10 protein-coding genes are annotated in these 19,157 nt (G+C 49.5%); 7 read left to right on the forward strand and 3 right to left on the reverse strand.

From position 1 onward, the window contains the following. Nucleotides 1-123: 123 nt before the first annotated feature. Together FH871_RS09385 and FH871_RS09390 are read right to left on the reverse strand one after the other, a co-directional pair. A complete protein-coding gene (locus FH871_RS09385; RefSeq protein WP_138991186.1) occupies nt 124-2,826 on the reverse strand; it encodes a hypothetical protein in 2,703 nt (900 codons plus the stop codon). Between the two features lie 100 nt (nt 2,827-2,926). Next, nucleotides 2,927-4,393 carry a glycoside hydrolase family 28 protein gene (locus FH871_RS09390; RefSeq protein WP_138991187.1) on the reverse strand — a complete coding sequence of 489 codons (1,467 nt, stop codon included), beginning with the start codon at nt 4,391-4,393 and terminating at the stop codon, nt 2,927-2,929. Between the two features lie 689 nt (nt 4,394-5,082). Here FH871_RS09390 and FH871_RS09395 point away from each other — a divergent pair. Genes FH871_RS09395 through FH871_RS09420 form a run of 6 tightly spaced genes read left to right on the forward strand, consistent with a single transcriptional unit; the run spans nt 5,083 to nt 14,269 of the window. Continuing rightward, on the forward strand, nt 5,083-8,079 hold the full coding sequence (locus FH871_RS09395; RefSeq protein ID WP_171062809.1) for a family 78 glycoside hydrolase catalytic domain: 2,997 nt from the start codon (nt 5,083-5,085) through the stop codon (nt 8,077-8,079). After that, a complete protein-coding gene (locus FH871_RS09400; protein ID WP_138991189.1) occupies nt 8,076-10,817 on the forward strand; it encodes a family 78 glycoside hydrolase catalytic domain in 2,742 nt (913 codons plus the stop codon). The genes FH871_RS09395 and FH871_RS09400 overlap by 4 nt, the downstream gene beginning before the upstream one ends. A 27-nt stretch (nt 10,818-10,844) precedes the next feature. Then, on the forward strand, nt 10,845-11,594 hold the full coding sequence (locus FH871_RS09405; protein ID WP_138991190.1) for an SDR family NAD(P)-dependent oxidoreductase: 750 nt from the start codon (nt 10,845-10,847) through the stop codon (nt 11,592-11,594). 4 nt (nt 11,595-11,598) lie between these two features. Beyond that, a complete protein-coding gene (locus FH871_RS09410; protein ID WP_138991191.1) occupies nt 11,599-12,222 on the forward strand; it encodes a cyclase family protein in 624 nt (207 codons plus the stop codon). A gap of 13 nt (nt 12,223-12,235) precedes the next feature. Further along, a complete protein-coding gene (locus FH871_RS09415) occupies nt 12,236-13,252 on the forward strand; it encodes a zinc-binding dehydrogenase (RefSeq protein ID WP_138991192.1) in 1,017 nt (338 codons plus the stop codon). A 54-nt stretch (nt 13,253-13,306) separates the two neighbouring features. Then, entirely contained in the window at nt 13,307-14,269 is a 963-nt protein-coding gene (locus FH871_RS09420) for a C-terminal binding protein (protein WP_138991193.1), read from the forward strand. An 80-nt stretch (nt 14,270-14,349) separates the two neighbouring features. On the opposite strand, the gene FH871_RS09425 is transcribed toward FH871_RS09420, so the two are convergent. Next, on the reverse strand, nt 14,350-15,273 hold the full coding sequence (locus tag FH871_RS09425) for an AraC family transcriptional regulator (RefSeq protein ID WP_138991194.1): 924 nt from the start codon (nt 15,271-15,273) through the stop codon (nt 14,350-14,352). Nucleotides 15,274-15,627: 354 nt separating this feature from the next. On the opposite strand from FH871_RS09425, the gene FH871_RS09430 reads away from it, so the two are divergent. Beyond that, a complete protein-coding gene (locus tag FH871_RS09430) occupies nt 15,628-19,155 on the forward strand; it encodes a SusC/RagA family TonB-linked outer membrane protein (RefSeq protein ID WP_212768210.1) in 3,528 nt (1,175 codons plus the stop codon). Nucleotides 19,156-19,157: the final 2 nt, after the last annotated feature.

A 19,157-nucleotide genomic window follows, 5' to 3' on the forward strand; every position in this document is an offset into this window, starting at 1 on the left:
ACGCAAAACATCACGGTCATCAGAGTACCATAATACAACTACCGAATGCTGAAGAAAGATAGGAATCGGGCTTTTTATTAAATAGGTTCAACGCCAGTGCCTTTTCATCGCAGTACCAGCTCATCAGTAGTCGAGCCGGATTTCGGTCTGGCCCGAAAAGTCTTTTATTGAGACGGTTTCCGACTGTTCGTGATAAATCCCTCCGGTTACCTTCACGGGCTTTTTACCGGCGGGATGTGGGATCCGGATCAGCACTTCTTTCGGTTTACGAGGATCCGGGCAGCTCACGGTAGCGGTAATGTACCCCTTTTCGACTTCCGAAGTTACATTGGTCGAAATCGGACCAAAATAGCTCCGGACATTACTCAGCGTTATTTTTTTGCCCTGCTCCAGCCAGTGGCGCGGTACCGTATTGAACAGTCGGAGGCTGGAACCCTCTTCCAGATAGAGCATCCAGCGCGTTTCCATCAGGAACCACGCTTCTTCGTGCGTCTTATGCGGACTGACCTTGAATAAATGCTCCCAGAAGGTGTAGGTTTCCCGGTCAGCGTGGGCCGCAAACGTATGATAGTAGGTACTTAAAAAAGGTTTGGTCATTCCCAGTTTCGCCTGCATCCAGTTATGGCGGCTGTAATACGGTTGACTAAACGCTGAATTTTCCTGGTAGAAAAGCTCGCTGTGGTAGTTCAGTAGCGCTTTTGCCGCTGGCTCATGAGGGTCGAGTACTTCGCAAAAAATCAGGTGCATGGGACCAAGCATCCCATCCGGTGCCGTAAATGTACCATGCGACCAGAAAGTCTCACGTTTCTGGTACATCCCTCTCAAACCGGCCCCTTCCGTCCAGGGCGGAGCCGTGGGACACCAGGTACCATCGCCCAGGGGAACCACCGGCGACATCGCCACCGAAGTAAAAAACGACTGGCGGATATCTGCTTTCCAGGCATCCGCTTCCTTTCGGAGCCGCTCAGATTGGGAAGGGTCCATACCGGCCAGCATTTCGGCACAGCGGCTCATGCCGAGGTAGGCATAGCCATTGAGCATGAACTGATGAAAATGATCTTCGGGGTCCGCTACTTTTCCTTCGATCATCCCATACCCCCGCCCGCGCAGCTCTTCCTGCTTGTTCCGGTTACGCCAGGCAATCAGGTAATCACAGGATTTAAGGAGTTTTGCTTTGATGGTCCCGACCCATTCCCGGTCGTTGGTATACCGGAAGTATTCGCCCATGCTCCATAAAGCCGCCCCGGTTTCGACCATATACCCATTGAAATTCTGGATAAAACCGTCTTCGTGCTGCTTGTCAAGAAAATAAGCCAACGACCTCTTTGCCACCTCGGTCCAGCCCATAGAAGCATAAAACTGAATGATTGGCGCACTTTCCGTTCCGATGGGTGAATAGACGCCAATGTTTGCAGCAAGCGTAGCGTTGGGCTCATTGCCGTACGTAATCAGGTCAAGATGAAGCAATCCGGCCTGGATCATTTCGTTGATCCGCTTTTCGGGGACGTGGATTTGCGCAGCTTTCCCTAATTTGGCGAGCCAGAAATCCCGGCTTTCAGCGTAACGCTGCTCAAAGGTCAGCATCGCCAGTTGCGCAGCCCGTTCCTGGGAAACGGGACTGTGGGGAATGAAAAAATCAAACAGCGCTTTTTCACCGGGTTGCAGCAAAATAGAAATTTCCTCACCGGGCAGCGGTTTTCCGTTCAGTTTGGAAATACAAAAAACCCGGTTTTCCGAATAAGCTGAAAAGCCGGTCTTTGCTTCGAAACGATACGGAAATTTCTGCCACCACATGGTGCCCGGTCGTGGCGTCTTGAACCAGGCATAACGGGGCACAGATCCGCTATTCACGGCCTCAACCCGGAAAAACAAAACGGTTTCCTCGTCCGGATTCAGGGCTTTCTCCGATTTGGTCTTCACCAGTTCCTGCTGCTCTTTGGTGAACATGTGACCGCCACTGAAACTGTCGGCCACCAGAAAATCGGTTCCTTTCAACTCCGAAAGGGGTGATTTTTCCAGGGATACAAACGTGGTCGATTTGTAAACCATATCGTCGTCGGTCAGCGTGGAGTGTAAAATCGGCAACGTACCCTGTTCCAACCGGCGCGAGACATTGTCCTTTACGCCAACGCCCCGGCCATAGGTGTATAGATAATGGACCGGTTCATTTTTGGTCTCGGCCAGTCGCAAGGCGGTCGACGACCGTTTGGGTGAAATAATGCTGGCTTCTCCCTGGGATGCGTCCGGGAGGTTTTCGACAATCTCAAAAATTCTAAAATCCCGGCTGGTCCCCAGCCAGGTAGGCACGGTCATGTTCCGGACCTTCTTCTCGACCGAGGAAAAGGAAACCTCCCGCTCGGTTTCAATCCGTTGCAGTTTGGTCATTGTTTTTCTGGAACGTACGGCGGTCTCTACCTCCTGATAAGACCGTCTATCCGCAGCATTCAACACCACGACGCCATAATCCGGTAGATAAATGGGGGAGGTGGGGGTGACGTCCCGAAGAAAAAAGGAGAACGGATTTTTAGCCGTTTTGATTGACACGACGGTGGCTCCGGTCCCGTATTCGGTCCGGGCACTGTCAATCGTTATCAGAATGCCCGGGCGACTGCCTGACCCCAGCTGAAAGGCACTGGCTTTGATCTTCCCTTTTCCGGCCGACCCTTCGATTTTACGCAAAACACCGTGCTGCAACTGAACCGTACCGGATGGCGACGAACCTTCTTTCCATTCGACCCTGATTTGTACTGCTTTCTGAGAAAATGCCTTTGCTCCCAAAAACAACAGCAAAAAAATGAAGGCATTGGAAATCCATTTGTAATTCATACTCGAGCCATATTAGGTATTTTTTGTCGTCCCGACGCGGACGGGACGACAAAAAAACGATTGGAACAAAAGTTTCGATAGCCTCGCCAACGGATAAAGATCAGCGTCCCGGCAAGGTCAGGCCGGTGGAATGGGCGGAATAGACAGGCGGTTTTTTTCGGTCGGGGTCAGTGATAAGCATGGGGGTTAGGTTAGCCTGCTTCACATCATCGAGCACCACGGCGGGACGGTAGTCTTTTTTCAAACAAGTTAGTTTGACGTTATCGAACCGGATATTCTGCGCATGGCGGATGTAAAAACCCCAGGCCGGCAGTTCGCCAAACATGGAAAAATCCGGGTAAGCCGTCGGCTTTTCGGGTACTTTGTCGAGCGCCGTGAGCGGTACGTTTGCCACCATCGAAGAACCCCCGCCGGCGTAAATAATCTCCACGTTTTTCAACGTCACATCGTTAACAAAGGCATCGGGCATACCCACAATCGATGAGGGCGATACATTTCGGGGCATGTCTTCGATTGGGCCTTCATATTCATAACCGGCGTCGGGTTTCGTAGCGGGCACCTCGACCCGGATGTTCGTCAGCCGAACGTTTTCAAGACGGCCTTTTTTCCCCTTCACCCGCTCGCCGATTCGCAGAAAAATGGCGTTTCCGGTATTGATAGCCTGTAAACTGTCAATCACTACGTTCTCGACAAAACCACCATCCACCGCTTCCAGGGCAATAGCGGAGCGGTAGGTATCGTAGACTTTGTTCTGTACCATTTTGATGTTTCGAAAACCTCCATAGCTGGCCGTACCAAATTTGATCGCATTGGCACTCGACCGGATGGTACAATTGCGGACGTATACATTCTGACAAACCTGCGAGGCTTCGTGCGATTTCAGACAAATACCATCATCGGCTGAATCGATGTAGGAGTCGGTAACGCTGACACTGTCCGAATCCACAATGTCGATGCCGTCGTTGTTCCAGTAGGCTTTGCTATCGACCGTAATGCCGGCCAACTGCACGTTGCGGCACTGATCGTAAATCTGCACCCAACTCGCGGCATTCCGTAACGTTACGGTTTGAAGTTTTACCCGCTGACATCCCTTGAAGTATATAATCACGGCGCGCGCTTCGGCCTCGGGACGATCATAGCGGAACAAGTCTTTGACGAGACCTTTCTGAATCACATTCACGACATTACGGGCTAATTGACGCCCCTGCCCGTCGATTACCCCTTTACCGGTAATGGCAATATTTTGCTGATTTTCGCCGAACACCAGCGCCGTCCAGACGTGTCGATCGTAATCGAAAGGATTGAGTGATCCCATGAGCACGGCTCCTTCTTCCAGGTGCAGCGTTACGTTCGATTTCAAATGAATCGACCCCGTCAGATACCGTCCGACGTAGAACACCAGCCGACCGCCCCCATTGGAATGAATATAATCGATAGCGTACTGAATGGAACGCGTGTTGAGCGTAGCGCCATCCGAATAGATGCCAAAAAACGACGCTGGATAATCTTTGGCTTGAAGGCTCAGGCTGGCCCAGAGCAGAAGCAGGGCGGTTCTTAAATAGATCATGGATTATGAAGATGGGTTTAGATAGCAAACGTCGATCAACAAAATTACCCGGGCAGCCCCATCAGGATTCGCAGAATCGGCCAATACACGTTCAGATTTGCTTCGAAAATCCATTTGAGAAGGTGGGCTGACAATCACCACTTTGAGTGGTACATCGCCTATAAAACTACTTATCGTTAGCTAGAATTGGTAATAAAGGCTGAATAAATGGCATAAAAGCATCATTTTCTGCTAATAAACTGGTATTCTTTAGTGCTCCAAAGCACTAAGTTTACATTGCAAAAATTATACGTTTTTTATAGAAATTAATACATATTAAATGTGAGAGATACCCTGATTAGCTGCAATCCATTTTCGACTTTTAACACTGTTTGGCTATTCACTACTTTCAAGCTTTACCAATGAAGATTCTAGGGTTTATTATTCTGGCGCTGCTGTCTACCTTTTTAGCATACGGTGACAACCAAAATAATGATTTGAAAATTAGTAATCTGCGGACCGAGTATTTAGTAAATCCGATTGGGATTGACGTCAAACAGCCCCGTTTGAGTTGGGAATTGGTTTCTACAAAGCGAGCACAGTCTCAGTCTGCCTATCAGATCTTGATTAGTGCGGACTCCCTGTCCCTGGTAAAAGGTGTAGCGAATGTATGGGACTCAAAAAAAGTTGAATCCAATAGTGCCAATCAAGTGCGGTACACCGGGAACAAGCTGCCTACCCGGACCAAATACTTTTGGAAAGTCCGCGTTTGGGACGCCGGGAAGAAGGTTAGTGCGTGGAGTGCCATCGCCAGCTGGTCGATGGGTCTGCTCAGTAGAGAGGACTGGCAGGCACACTGGATTGGAGCGCCGGAAGAAAATGTACCTGCCGACGCAAAATTCGACATCTGGCATAGCTTCCAGTCAGGTTCTGGCGCTACGGAGAATGCAGGCAATCAATGGGTCGATGTTGATTTAGGTTCGCAACAGGAAATTCGTCAAATTAAACTCTATCCCGTAGCGTATAAACTTCAGCCCAGCGGCTACTTATTTCCCAAACGTTTCAAGATTTTGGTATCGGCCACGGCTGACTTTAAAAAGCCAATGGTTGTTGCCGACGAAAGTACCCGGGATTACGAGCAGAGAGGGCTGGAACCGTACAGCAAACCGATTGCGTCCGCAACCGGTCGGTACGTCCGGGTAGTCGTTAATAAACTCCGAAAAACGGACGAGGGGAAGTACGCCTACGCCATCGCCGAATTAGAAGCCATCAATGCCCGTTCCGAAAATATGGCGCTGAAAAAACCGGTCGCTGCCTCCGTTCCGTACGCTACCTATCCGGCCTTTTCAGCGGAGAACTGGAACCCGGCCAAATTGACGGATGGCGCCTACACCGGCAGTTCGGCTAATCGCAAGCCCTTTAAATCGTCCATCCCCGCATCGCCGTTGTTAAGGAAGACTTTCACGGTAACGAAAGAAGTGAAGCAGGCCACCCTCTACGCGAGCGCTTTGGGCATGTATGAGATGACCCTGAACGGCAAAAAAGCCGGAAATCAGGTTCTGGCCCCCGAATGGACCGATTACCACGAACGCGTTCAATACCAAACGTATGACGTCACGAAATCCCTGAAAAAGGGCGTCAACGTGATCGGGGCGATGCTGGCAGATGGCTGGTATGCGGGCGGTCTTTTTTCCCATCCTGACCGGGGGGCGTATGGATTCGACCGGCGGTTGATCGGGCAATTGGAGTTGCTGTTCGACGACGGTACCCGAACGCAGATTGTAACCGATGCTAGCTGGAAGCTGTTGGAAAATGGCCCAATCCAGACAGCCTCCCTCTTCGACGGCGAAAATTTTGATGCGAAACGGTTGCCCGCCAGGTGGACGGAGCCGGATTTTGACGACGCCGGGTGGAAACCAGCTACCGTTGATAAAACCGTCTCAAAAATACTCAACGCCCAGCTTAATGAGCCGATTAAAGTGATCCAGGAGATCAGGCCGGTAAAGGTGGTCAAGGTGAAGGAAGGAACGTACATTTTTGACCTGGGGCAAAATATAGCGGGGTGGGTAAACCTGACAATTCCGTACAATCCAATGCAACCCATTACGTTCCGGCACGGCGAAGTGCTGGACGAAAATGGCCAACTCTACGTCAGCAACCTGCGAGCCGCCAAACAAATAGACGTATATACACCCGGGTTAGAAAATTCTGTTGACTATGAACCTCGCTTTACGTATCATGGCTTTCGATACGTTGAGATTTCCGGCCTTACCCGGGAACCTCAACTTACCAACGTAACGGGGAAAGTGGTTGCGTCGGCTGCGCCGTTGGCCGGTGCATTTGAAAGTTCGTCGCCCGATCTTAATAAGTTGTGGACCAATATTTTATGGACCCAGCAGGGAAACATGCATTCGGTGCCAACCGACTGCCCCCAGCGGGATGAGCGGGCGGGATGGATGGGTGATGCCCAGGTGTTTGCCCAGACGTCCATTTTCAATCTGGACATGAGTGCGTTTTTCACGAAGTGGGTGCGGGATATTGCCGATTGCCAACGAGCCGACGGACGTTACCCGGATTACACGCCCCAGGTCGATAAGTGGAATCGCTATTGCAACGCCCCCGGCTGGAGCGATGCGGGGGTCCTGGTCCCCTGGCGAATGTATGAGAACTACGGCGATACGGCCATCTTAGCCCGCCAGTATGCGTCGATGAAAGCCTACATCCGGCACATCCTGGACACCAATCCGGATCTGTTGTGGAAAAATGAGCGCGGGAATATGTATGGCGACTGGCTGAACGGAAATACCATTATTGCGGACGACTATCCGAAGGAGGGGGGTAAAGTGGATAATGACATTTATTCAACGGCCTTTTTTGGCCATTCAACCCGAACCGTCGCAAAGGTTGCCAGGCTGCTTGGTCATCAGCGGGACTATGTGTTTTATGACTCGCTGGCAACGGCGATAAAGTCACGGTTTATCAAAGAATACATGACCGATGACGGTACCATTGCCGGTAATACGCAAGCGGCCTACGCCCTCGCGCTGGAGTTTGATCTGGTGCCCGAAAAGTTGCAGAAACAGGCCGCAGCCCACATGGTTCAGGCCATCAAAGCTTATGATTACCGGATCTCGACCGGTATTCAATCGACGATCCGGTTGATGAATCAGTTGTCGGAATATGGCTACGCCGACGTGGCTTATAAATTACTGGAAAGCCGCCGGTTTCCTTCCTGGATTTACTCCATTGATCAGGGAGCAACCACGATTTGGGAACGCTGGGACGGCTACGTAAAGGGACGCGGTTTTCAGAACGTAGGCATGAATTCATTCAATCATTACGCCATCGGCGCCGTCGGTGAATGGATGTACCGAAGCATCCTGGGCATTAATGCCGATTCGGCTGGTTACAAGCATTTTACCATTAAACCGCGTTTGGGAGGCAGCCTGACCTGGGCCAAAGGGTCTTATCATTCCATTGCCGGAAAAATTGCCGTTGACTGGAAAGTCGATACCGGCACGTTCCAGTTAGCCGTTCAGATTCCGGCGAATACCACGGCTACCGTGTTCCTGCCAACCGGAAAAAACATTCGCGAAAACGGGCAACCTATCGCTGGATCAACCGATATTCGGATTACTGAAACCTCGGAAGCAGGCACTGCTTTACAAGTGCCATCCGGTAGTTATTCGTTTAGCGTAACCTTATGAAGCAAGATAAAACGGTGAATTTAACCGCACTGGTCGTTTTCCTGCTTATCGTCGGTCATACCGTCAAAGCGCAGATACGGGTGGTGGCCGCGTTGTGCGATAACCGGGCTAATCCGGTCGGTATTAACCCCGGCGATCTGTTTTTTTCCTGGGAAATGCAATCACCAAAGGAAGCGGTCAGGCAGTCGGCGTATCAGGTGGTTATTGCTTCGTCGAAAGCGAAGTTAATGGCTGGCCAATTTGATGTATTCGATACCGATGTGGTGAAAAGTGACCGTAGCATTCAGGTTCGGTATTCGGGAAAACCGCTTCGGTCGGCGCAGACGTATTTCTGGAAAGTGCGCGTGTGGGATTCGGATCATCAACCGTCGGTCTGGAGCCGCCCGCAGCAGTTCACAACGGGCCTGTTAACCCCGGCGGACTGGAAAAATGCCCGTTGGATCGGCTACGAAGACATGCCCGAATCCGGGCGGGTTGTACCCTTCGTTCACCTGAAAATGAAGGCGGGCGATCCCCGGATTTTTAAAAACGCCCGGTCTCCGTTACTCCGTAAAGATTTTACAACGGTCAGGAAGGTGAAAAATGCGCTTCTGTTTATCAGCGGTTTAGGTCATTACGAGGCTAGCATCAATGGCCGACGGATTGGGAACGCTTTTTTGTCGCCCGGCTGGACCAGTTATGATAAAACCGTGCTGTATAATACCTACGATATTACCGGCCAGCTACGTCCCGGAAACAATGCGATTGGAGTTGTGCTGGGCAACGGTTTCTACTCCATTTCGCAGGAGCGGTATGTGAAAGGAACGGGCACCTTCGGTAATCCCAAACTGATTGCCTTGCTGAAAATTACGTACACCGATGGCAGCACGGAACACATCATTTCTGACCAAAGCTGGAAAGCAGCCCCGTCGCCCATTACGTTCAACACCATCTATGGCGGGGAGGATTATGACGCCCGCCTGGAGCAGAAAGGCTGGAATACGGCTGCTTTTTCGGATAAGACCTGGAATGATGCGGTTTTAGTGACTGCGCCAACCGGTAAACTATTACCCGAAATCGATTACCCCGTCCGGTTGCTGGATTCATTAACCGCGACGAAAATGACGGTGGTCGGACCCCATACCGTCGTGTATGATTTCAGCCAGAACTGTTCGGGAATTCCCCGCATCAGCGTAAAAGGGAAAGCAGGACAGACCCTGAAAATGACGCCGGCCGAGTTGCTGCACGCGGACGGTACCGTCAACCAGGCGGATGGCGTGACACCCCATTCGTATTCGTATACGCTAAAAGGCGACAGCGAAGAAACCTGGCAACCCCGGTTTTCCTATTTTGCCGTTCGGTACGTTCAGGTCGAAGGGGTAAGGGCCAACAAAGCGGAGGGTGGTCAACTGCCGCTGGTTACGGAGCTGACTGTGCTTCACAACCGCAATGCCGCTCCGCGAAATGGTACGTTTGCGTGTTCGAATGCCTTGTTTAACCGGATCTATACGATGACGGACTGGGCGATAAAAAGCAATCTGCAAAGCTACATCACCGATAACCCCCAGCGGGAAAAACTTAGCTGGCAGGGTGAGCAGAATTTTATGCGTACGGCGATCAATTATACGTACAATGGGTACAACCTATACCGCAGCCTGATTCAGAACATGGCCGACGCGCAGCACGAAAATGGTCTGGTTCCCGACATTGCCCCTGAATATGTAAAATTCGAAGGCCCTTTTGTTGATTCGCCCGAATGGGGCACAACGGCGATCCTGGATTCCTGGTTTTTGTATCAGTTTTACGGGGATACGTCGGTGGTTCGCAAAACGTACCGGATGATGACGCGGTACGCGGATTTTCTGGAACGCCGGGCGACGGACAACCTGCTGCTGTATGGGTTGGGCGACTGGCTGGATATTGGGAAAGTGACACCCACCGGAATCACCGCTACGACCTATTATTACCATGCGATAATGGCCTTAAGCAGGATGGCGGAGTTGATCGGAAAACCGAACGATGCCGCCCGCTACCGCAATCTGGCCGAAACCATCAAAACCGCCTTTAATATAAAGTTTTTCAACCCGGATAAGAAAATCTATGCGACCGGTAGCCAAACCGCGATGGCAATGCCGCTCAGCCTGGGTCTGGTGGAGGAACGGTATCGAAATGACGTGCTCCATAATCTGGTAACAAACATTCAGGCTATTGACGCCTACCGTCTGACTGCTGGGGACGTTGGCAACCGGTACCTGATCAAGGCGCTCTACGAAAATGGCCACCCCGAAACGCTGTTTACCATGACCAATCGCGACGACGTGCCGGGATATGGTTATCTGCTGAAAAAAGGAGCAACGGCACTGGTCGAAACCTGGGACGGCAAAGCCTCGCAGAATCAACTGGCCATGGGACATATTCTGGAGTGGTTTTACGAGGGCATTGCCGGTATTGCTCAGGAAGAAAAATCCGTCGCGTTTAAGCACCTGAAAATTCGTCCCCAGCCCGTGGGCGATCTGACCTGGGCCAGGGCCCGTTTCCATTCGCCGTACGGCTGGATCAAATCCGGCTGGACCAGGACCGGTGGCCTGTCAACCTTTCAGGTGGAAATTCCCGTTAACACCCGCGCAACCGTTTATCTGCCAGCGACGACCCGTTCAAAAATTTATAAAAATGGGAAAATCGTCCGGAATTATAAAAGCGAAGCGGATACGGCTCTGCTGGAACTAGGTTCGGGTCAGTACGAGCTAAAGGTCGAGTGATCAACGTACTAGAATGAATTGGATGAAATGATGAGAGGATTAAAAGACAAAGTTATAGTCATTACCGGTGGTCTGGGTGATCTGGGTTATGCCACCGCCACCCGAATGACCGAAGAGGGCTGTGTGGTTGTTCTGGTTGATCTTCAGCCCGATACGAAGCATAAAGCCTCAGATCTGGATGCCCATTTCTGGCAACTTGATATCAGCGATGAAGTTGCCGTGGCGGAAACCTGCGCGGCCATTGAAAACGAGGTTGGCCCCGCTCATGTGCTCATCAATACCGCAGCCCGGTTTATCTTCAAAGGGGTAGAAGCCACGGCAGACGAGTGGCAGCAGATCAATGCGGTCAACATTGGCGGTACGTCGCTGATGACCAAATACATCGTGCCGCAAATGAAAAAGAACGGTGGTGGCAGTATCATCAATTTTTCATCGGTGAGCGGCTTTGTCGGGCAAGCCAACTTTGCTACGTACAACGCCACCAAGTTCGCCATTCGGGGACTCACCAAATGCTGGGCGCAGGATCTGGCGCCGTTTGGCATTCGGGTGAACACCCTTTGCCCGGGCTACATCTACACCAGCGCCTTTATCAATTCTTGCGAAAAACTGGGTTTGAACATCGACGAAGAAGATCGGCGGGCTTCGGCCATGCACCTGCTGAACCGGCAGGGACGGCCCGAAGAAGTAGCCGCGGCAGCCGCCTTTCTGGCCAGTGACGATTCTTCCTTCATGACCGGCAGCGACTTATTGGTTGATGGCGGCTATTTAGCTAAATAAAACGATGAAACTTGTCGATCTATCTCATCCCCTGGTCCACGGGCAGCAAACGTTTCCGTCGGACCCCAAGCTGAGCATTGTTCCGCACGGAACGACCCGAACGTTGAAATACAACATTACGCAAATCGTGATGGGGTCGCATCAGGGAACGCACCTGGACGCGATGTACCACTTTCTGGATGATGGCAAAACGCTGGATCAGATGCCTTTACACTGGTTTTACGGGAAGGTGCACGTGCTGAGAATACCCAAAGAAGCCCGGGAAGAAATTACCGTTGATGATTTTTTACCGTATGAACATCTGCTGGTTCCGGAGGCTAAAATCATCTACGACACGGGTTGGTACAAAAACTTCGGGAAGGATGATTTCTTCGAAAATTTCCCCTCGCTGACGCAGGAAGCCAGCACGTATCTGGCCGACCGGAATATCCGGATGCTGGGCATGGACACGCCAACGCCCAGCCGCGACTGGTACGAAGTGCATCACATCCTGCTGAAAAAAGAAATCGTCATTGTGGAAAGTCTGACGAACCTGGATCAGGTTCCGGATGAATTTACCTTCATGGGGTTTCCGCTCAACTTACAAGGCCGTGACGGCTCCCCAATAAGAGCAGTAGCTCAATTCTGAAAGTCAGCTACCTATGAAAGCACTTTTTTATCCCGAGTTTAACAAACTCACGATTGCAGAAAGGCCATTACCTTCTTTTTCCGAGGATGAGGTCTTGCTGAAAGTACTGGCTTGTGGTATCTGCGGGAGTGAGCTGGAAACCTTTAAAAACCAAAGCCCCCGCCGTGTCCCGCCTTTAATTATGGGCCATGAATTTTGTGGAATTGTTGAAGATATTGGTTCCGACGTAACAGGCTTTACGAAAGGCGATCGGGTGGCCAGTAATAGCGTAGTGTCCTGTGGAGCCTGTGATCCCTGTAAACGGGGATTAACAAACTTATGCAAAAACCGGCAAATCTTTGGGATGCATCGGGGAGGGAGCTTTGGGGAGTACGTGAACGTACCGGCCCACTGCCTGGTGCCGATGCCTGCGAACGTGACCCCGCAAGCCGCCTGCATGACCGAGCCGCTGGCCAATGGGATTCATATCGTGAACCTGACCCGGCACTTAAATCCTAAAAAAGTTTTGTTGATCGGTGCCGGACCCATCGGACTGGTGACACAGCAGGCATTTCAATCCCTGCCTGGCGTAGTGGTATACGTAGCCGACCTGCGGAATGAACGGCTTTCCATTGCGCAGAAATTAGGGGCTACGGCCACCATCAATTCCTCGGAGGAAGACCTGGTGGCTGCGATTAATCAATTGACTGATCAGGAAGGAATTGATCTGGTTGTCGATGCCGTGGGGACATCGCAAACCAACCAGCAGGCCCTGAAAGTCATTCGGCCCGGCGGGGCAATTGTGCTCATCGGTCTTTATGAAAACGCTCAGTCCTTTTTTTCGTACGACATTATTTTAGCCGAAAAACAAATCATCGGCACCTACGCGGCCACGCAGCAGGAAATCAAAGCATCGCTGGCGTTAATCGCTTCCGGGAAAGTAGACGTGACGTCATGGGTACACTATTACTCACTGGATGACGGGGTTACGGCCTTTACCGATATGATGATGGCAAAGGGGGCTCACGTTAAATCGGTTATTCTTTTTTAACCTTCTTTCTCCATCCGTCTTTTCCCATTCCTAACCTGTCGCCCTTGAATTTTTATGACTAGCAGCACGAAGAAAATTGTTATTACGGATCACGGCTTTTCCAACATCAACCCGGAAAAAGCGGTGTTGGAACAATCGGGCTATGAGCTTATCGACGCCCAATGTAAAAACGAAGCCGAGTTATTAGCAGCCACCAAAGATGCTTTTGCCCTGATCGTCCAATGGGCACCCATTACGGAAACCGTCATCCGAAACCTGGATCATTGTCGGCTCATTGTACGCTACGGTATTGGTGTTGATAATCTCCATCTGGCGGCAGCCAGGCAAAGACAAATACCGGTTTGCAACGTCCCGGATTATTGCATCGATGAAGTGTCTGATCACGCGATGGCCTTGGCGATGGCGCTCCACCGGCAATTAGTATCGACGGATCAACGGGTTCGGGAGGGTGTTTGGAAAATCATTCCGCCCGGTACGGTTCCGGCCTGTAAAGATGCCTTGTTTACGACGCTGGGATTCGGACGGATTGCCCGGGTTGTCCTTCAAAAAGCCGCAGCGTTCCATTTTAAACTGGCGGCATTTGATCCATTTGTGAGCGACGAAGAAATGCAGGCATTGGGTGTCCAGAAAATAACCTTTGAGGAAGCCCTGGCTAATTCGGATATTCTCTCCCTGCATCTGCCGCTTAACGACAAAACCCATCATCTCATGAACCGGGAAACGTTATTGAAAATGAAGTCGAATGCGGTTTTAATCAATACGTCCCGGGGGGGATTGATCAACACGATTGACCTAGCTCAGGCATTGAAAGAAAACAAAATCGGTGGCGCCGGTATCGATGTATTTGAACAGGAACCGCTTCCGGAATCTCATCCAATCCTTCAGGCACCCAATGCGATACTTACCTCACATACGGCCTGGTATAGCCAACGCAGCATTCCGATTCTTCAGCAATTTGCCGCCGAAGAAGTATTGAGAATGATAAACGGAGAACCGCTGAAGAACCAAGTGGCTTAATAGTCATATTGACTCTGCTTCGAGTAAATTTATCCGGAATGTTTTTTTGAATACGTTCGGAGGATTATTTATGATTTTCTCTAAGTCGTATCCTTATCAGTAAAATTGTTTTCCTGAAGCTGGTATAGTGAAGCCTGAAAGTACATAGATCTATGCTTAAGCTGGAATTGTTTAGGTGACAGTTCGGTAAAGCTTTTAAATTGTTTGTTAAAGTTTGAGACATTTTGAAAGCCGCATTCAAAACAAATCTGCTGTATACTAAATTTATGCAGCATTAAGAGTTTGCAGGCATAGCCAACTTTCAGTTCATTTACAAATTGTGAAAATGGTTTTTGCATTCGTTGTTTAAAATACCTAGAGAAAGCCGTTGGACTCATATTGGCAATATCTGCAGCATCAATTAATCGAATAGATGATTTGAAATTATTCATGATGTAGGCAAGAACCTTATTTAATCGATCATTCGTTTTTTCATTGATATTTAAGTTGTATCCCTCGCTGGACAATAAGGTTAACTCTTTAGAATCAGCTAACAAGCAAAGAATTTGCAACAATTTGATTAATTTATGAACACCGCTTAAAGTCTGAATCTGATACATTTGATCGATAACTTCGGTCTGGGTTTTACCCATTATTTTGATTCCTCGCTGGGATAGTTGCAGGAACTGTTCTATCGCATATAATTCTGGTGTTTTAAAAAAAGAATTTCCTAAAAAATCTTTTTTAAAATGGATTACAAGCGCTTCTGACGACTGAGGTTTTTCTTTAGAACTATCGGATTTCCAGGTATGCGCTAAATTCTTTCCAATAAAAATCAGATCGTTTTCATTATATCGATCAATATGATCTCCGACGAATCGGGTTCCAGAGCTTTTAACGATTAGCGTTAATTCGTATTCGGAATGGTAATGCCACAAGCCCGGAAATGGGCCATTATATTTGAAATAATTGACACTGAAAGAATCAGTTTCTGTTTTTTTAACTTTCAAAAGAAGAGGATCCATAGAATGTATTTTCGAACAGCTAATCAATTTGCGGAAAAGTAACCATGCTCCAATTACTGGATCGTTCAAAGATTAAGACAGGGAGGTTGCTGAGGTCTTTCCTAAAAGCGGTCCGGTCAAAGCGGGGCCGCCCGCGCGGTTATGGATCGCACGATTGGAAGAAAGTAGAACGTGTTTTTCAGGATGTGTTGTCGATTTCATATCAATTTGTTCATATAAATTGCTTAGATGAACATGAATTTATATTGAAATAATATTATTTTTAACACAAGTTCTTTATTTTTATTTTTTATTTACATTTTTCTTAGATTAATTTTTTTTCATTTTATTATTCACCTTTACTCTTATTCCGGTATGCTCAAAATCATTACGATCAAAAGAAAAGGATCCTTATTCCTGCTGTGCAACCTGTTTTTTAGCCTGGGCCTTTATGCACAGGTACAGGTTTCCGGAAAGGTAACCGATGCCTCAGGGGCCACGTTGCCCGGGGTGAGTGTGATCGTTAAAGAGACAACGACTGGCACTGTCACCAATTCCGATGGTGTTTTTACCATCCCAAATGTTCCTAGTGTAAATTCCACCCTGGTATTCTCCTTTATCGGATACACCACCCAGGAAACCGTTGTGGGCAACAGGAAAATTATTGACATTAAGCTGGCTGCGGCAGACAATCAGCTTAGCGAAGTAGTCGTGATCGGGTACGGTACCGCCAAGCGAAGCACGCTTACTGGTGCCGTATCACAGGTTGATTCTAAAATCATTTCTGTGCAGGCAAACTCCACGGTTACCAGAGCCCTTGAAGGGGTGGTCCCCGGGATTCAGGTCGCTTCCATTGATGGCCAGCCCGGTCTGGACATGGGTATTCGTTTACGCGGAGCGGGCTCTACCAGCCAGAACAGCTCCAATGCCCTGATCGTGATCGATGGGGTGCCCACTGAATACCCCAATGCCCTGTCTTCCATCAATCCAAAGGACATTGAAAGCATCAGCGTGCTGAAAGATGCTGCTTCCACGGCCGTTTACGGTTCGCGTGGAGCAAATGGGGTTTTGCTCGTGACGACTAAAAAAGGAACAAAAGGCAAACCGAATATTTCGGTACAAACTCGGGCTGGATTTAATTATCTGGGTGGATTGCGGTTTGATCTCATGGATAATGCCAAAGACATTTATGAACATGCCTGGCTGGCCATCTACAACTCTGCACGCTACGGTGTGAACGGCGGATCATCTACCGACGGTAAATTCACGACGAATGTCGCCAATCCCAACATGTCTCATGAAGCGGCCGGTTTGTTTGCCAGTGCCCATTTATTCGATTACACCGGATCAAAGACCAACTTTGCCATGAACCTATTGGGGAACTACATGGCCTATGACGTGCCGGGCGCAGTGTATACCACCACCGGTAGCGGGGCCAATGCCAGTGCGACCATGTCGGGTGCGTACCTGATTGACCCGACTACGGGCAAGTTGAATCCGAATGCAAGACCACTTTGGGAAGCCGGATCGTACAAGGATTACTTCTTCGAAAAAATGTTCCGTCAGGAGCATACGGTATCGGCAAGCGGTGGCTCCGATAAAATGGATTATTTTGTTTCTGTGGGCATGCTGGAAGATCCTTCTTATATCAGAGGGTCGACATTCAAGCGTTACAACGCACGTACAAATGTGAATGCGCAACTCACCAACTGGCTGAAAGTAGGAACAAATCTGGGTTACAGTATGCGGAATACCCAATCTCCGGCTACCCGTTTCGGACGTAACCCCGGAACCGTGCAGCAAAACGCGTTTAGGTGGGTGAATGGGCAGAATCAACTCGTACCGTTGTTCGCCAGAGACCTTCAGGGAAACATCCGTAAAAATCCGAACGGCACCGACATGGTATCTGATAATGCGAATGATACCTACTCGCCCCTTGGCGTTCAGCCCAATTTTCCGAACGGAACCACCAGCCAACCGCTTTATGCAACCAACCTGATCGACCTGTTGGATAAAGATATCGATCGTAGGGAATCGCACGACTTGAACCTTAAAGGGTATTTCACGGTGAATTTCCTCAAGAATTTCAGCTTTACAAACAACATTTCGTATGACCGCTTTACGGAAGAGCGGACGCGTTACGGTACGCCTGAGACGGGAGCTGTCGTGGGTATAGGTGCGATTGGAAAGTATTATACGAACACCGGCGTTTTCAACACGCAACAGTTGCTTAACTGGGGTAAAGAATTTGGTCGCCACTCCGTTACGGCACTGGCTGCCCATGAATTCTACCAATTTAAAAGTGATCTGGTGAACTTTGCCTCCGCGTATTCGCTGATCAATGGGTTTACCGGCGCCGGTAACTTTACCAGCCGGTACAATACAGCGGGCGCACCGTTTGGTGTTCCGGGTTATGGTGGAGACATCACGACCATGGATAGCTATTTTGGACGGGCGGTGTACAACTATGAAGACAAGTATTTTGTGGAAGGCTCGCTGCGCAGAGACGGTTCGTCCAAATTCCGATTCAACGAGAATCGCTGGGGAACCTTCTGGTCTGTTGGTGGTGGATGGCGTATTTCTCAGGAAAAATTCATGCAGAGATTCAGTGACGTCATCAACGAACTGAAACTACGGGCCAGCTATGGGGTTATCGGTAACCAGAGCGGTATCAGCAACTATTCGGGTTATCAGACCTGGAGCTACGGTGCAGTTTACACAAACTCAACGGCTGGAACAGGTGTTCCTGCAACGTACACACTTCAGCAAGGTGCTGCCGTAAATGATAAATTAACCTGGGAAAACACGCATACCTTTGATGCCGGTATCGATTTCACCCTTTTGAACAGGAGATTGAGTGGAACCATCGATGTATACAACAAGAAGACGGTAAACTCCGTGTTTGCACAGCCTCTTGCCGCTTCAATGGGACAAGCTTCACTCACCCTGAACAACGCTGAAATTGTCAACCGCGGTGTGGAAATTGCCTTGGACATCAAACTCATCCAAAACAAAAATATCAACTGGAGCATTGGATTGAACGGTACCCACTACCGCACCATTCTGACTAAATTTCCCAAAAGTGTAGGTTCGCCATCACTGGGCGGAAACTTTACAGGCTTCATCGATGGATGGGGAATTGCCAATGGCGGTGCTAACACCGCCGGCCAGATCATGTACCTGCGTGGTGAAAATAAGGATTACTACAACCTTTATCTCTACAAGTACGCAGGAGTGGATCAGAGCACAGGGTTGCCCTTGTTCCATCACACCGTTACGCAGCAAGACCAGGATGCAGGGCGCTTTACGGATAGCAGCGTGGGAGACATTGTGAGCACAACTAATTACACGCTGGCCAACCGGTATGAAATGGGTAGTGCAATTCCCAAAATTATTGGTGGCTTTTCTACAAGCTTTCAGTATAAAGGGTTCGACTTCACCGCTATCCTGGCCTACCAACTGGGGGGTAAATTCCTGAGTGTGGAATATGCCAACCACCTGTACAGATCGGGGAACATAGGGAACGCATTATCGAAGGAAGTATTGGGAAATACCTGGACACCTGAGAACAGAGACGCCAAATTCCCGATGGCATTTTATGGAGATACGTTCTATACGGGCGGGTCTACCTTTGGGCCGTGGCAGTATACCGATCAGGCTCTATTCAGCGCTTCTTATCTGAATATCAAAAACCTCACCCTGGGGTATACGCTTAGTGGCGCTATCCTGGACAAGTTGAATACAAAAAGTATACGGGTGTATGCATCCGGCGACAACCTGACCATGTTGACGGCTCACTCAGGTATTGATCCGCGCATGTCGCTGGTCGGTGGAATGGAAGTAGGGGCAGCCGTGTATCTGCCTATGAGCACCTTTTCGGTGGGTATTAATTTTAACTTTTAATC

The organism is Larkinella sp. C7 (assembly GCF_006149005.1).
Lineage (GTDB): Bacteria > Bacteroidota > Bacteroidia > Cytophagales > Spirosomataceae > Larkinella.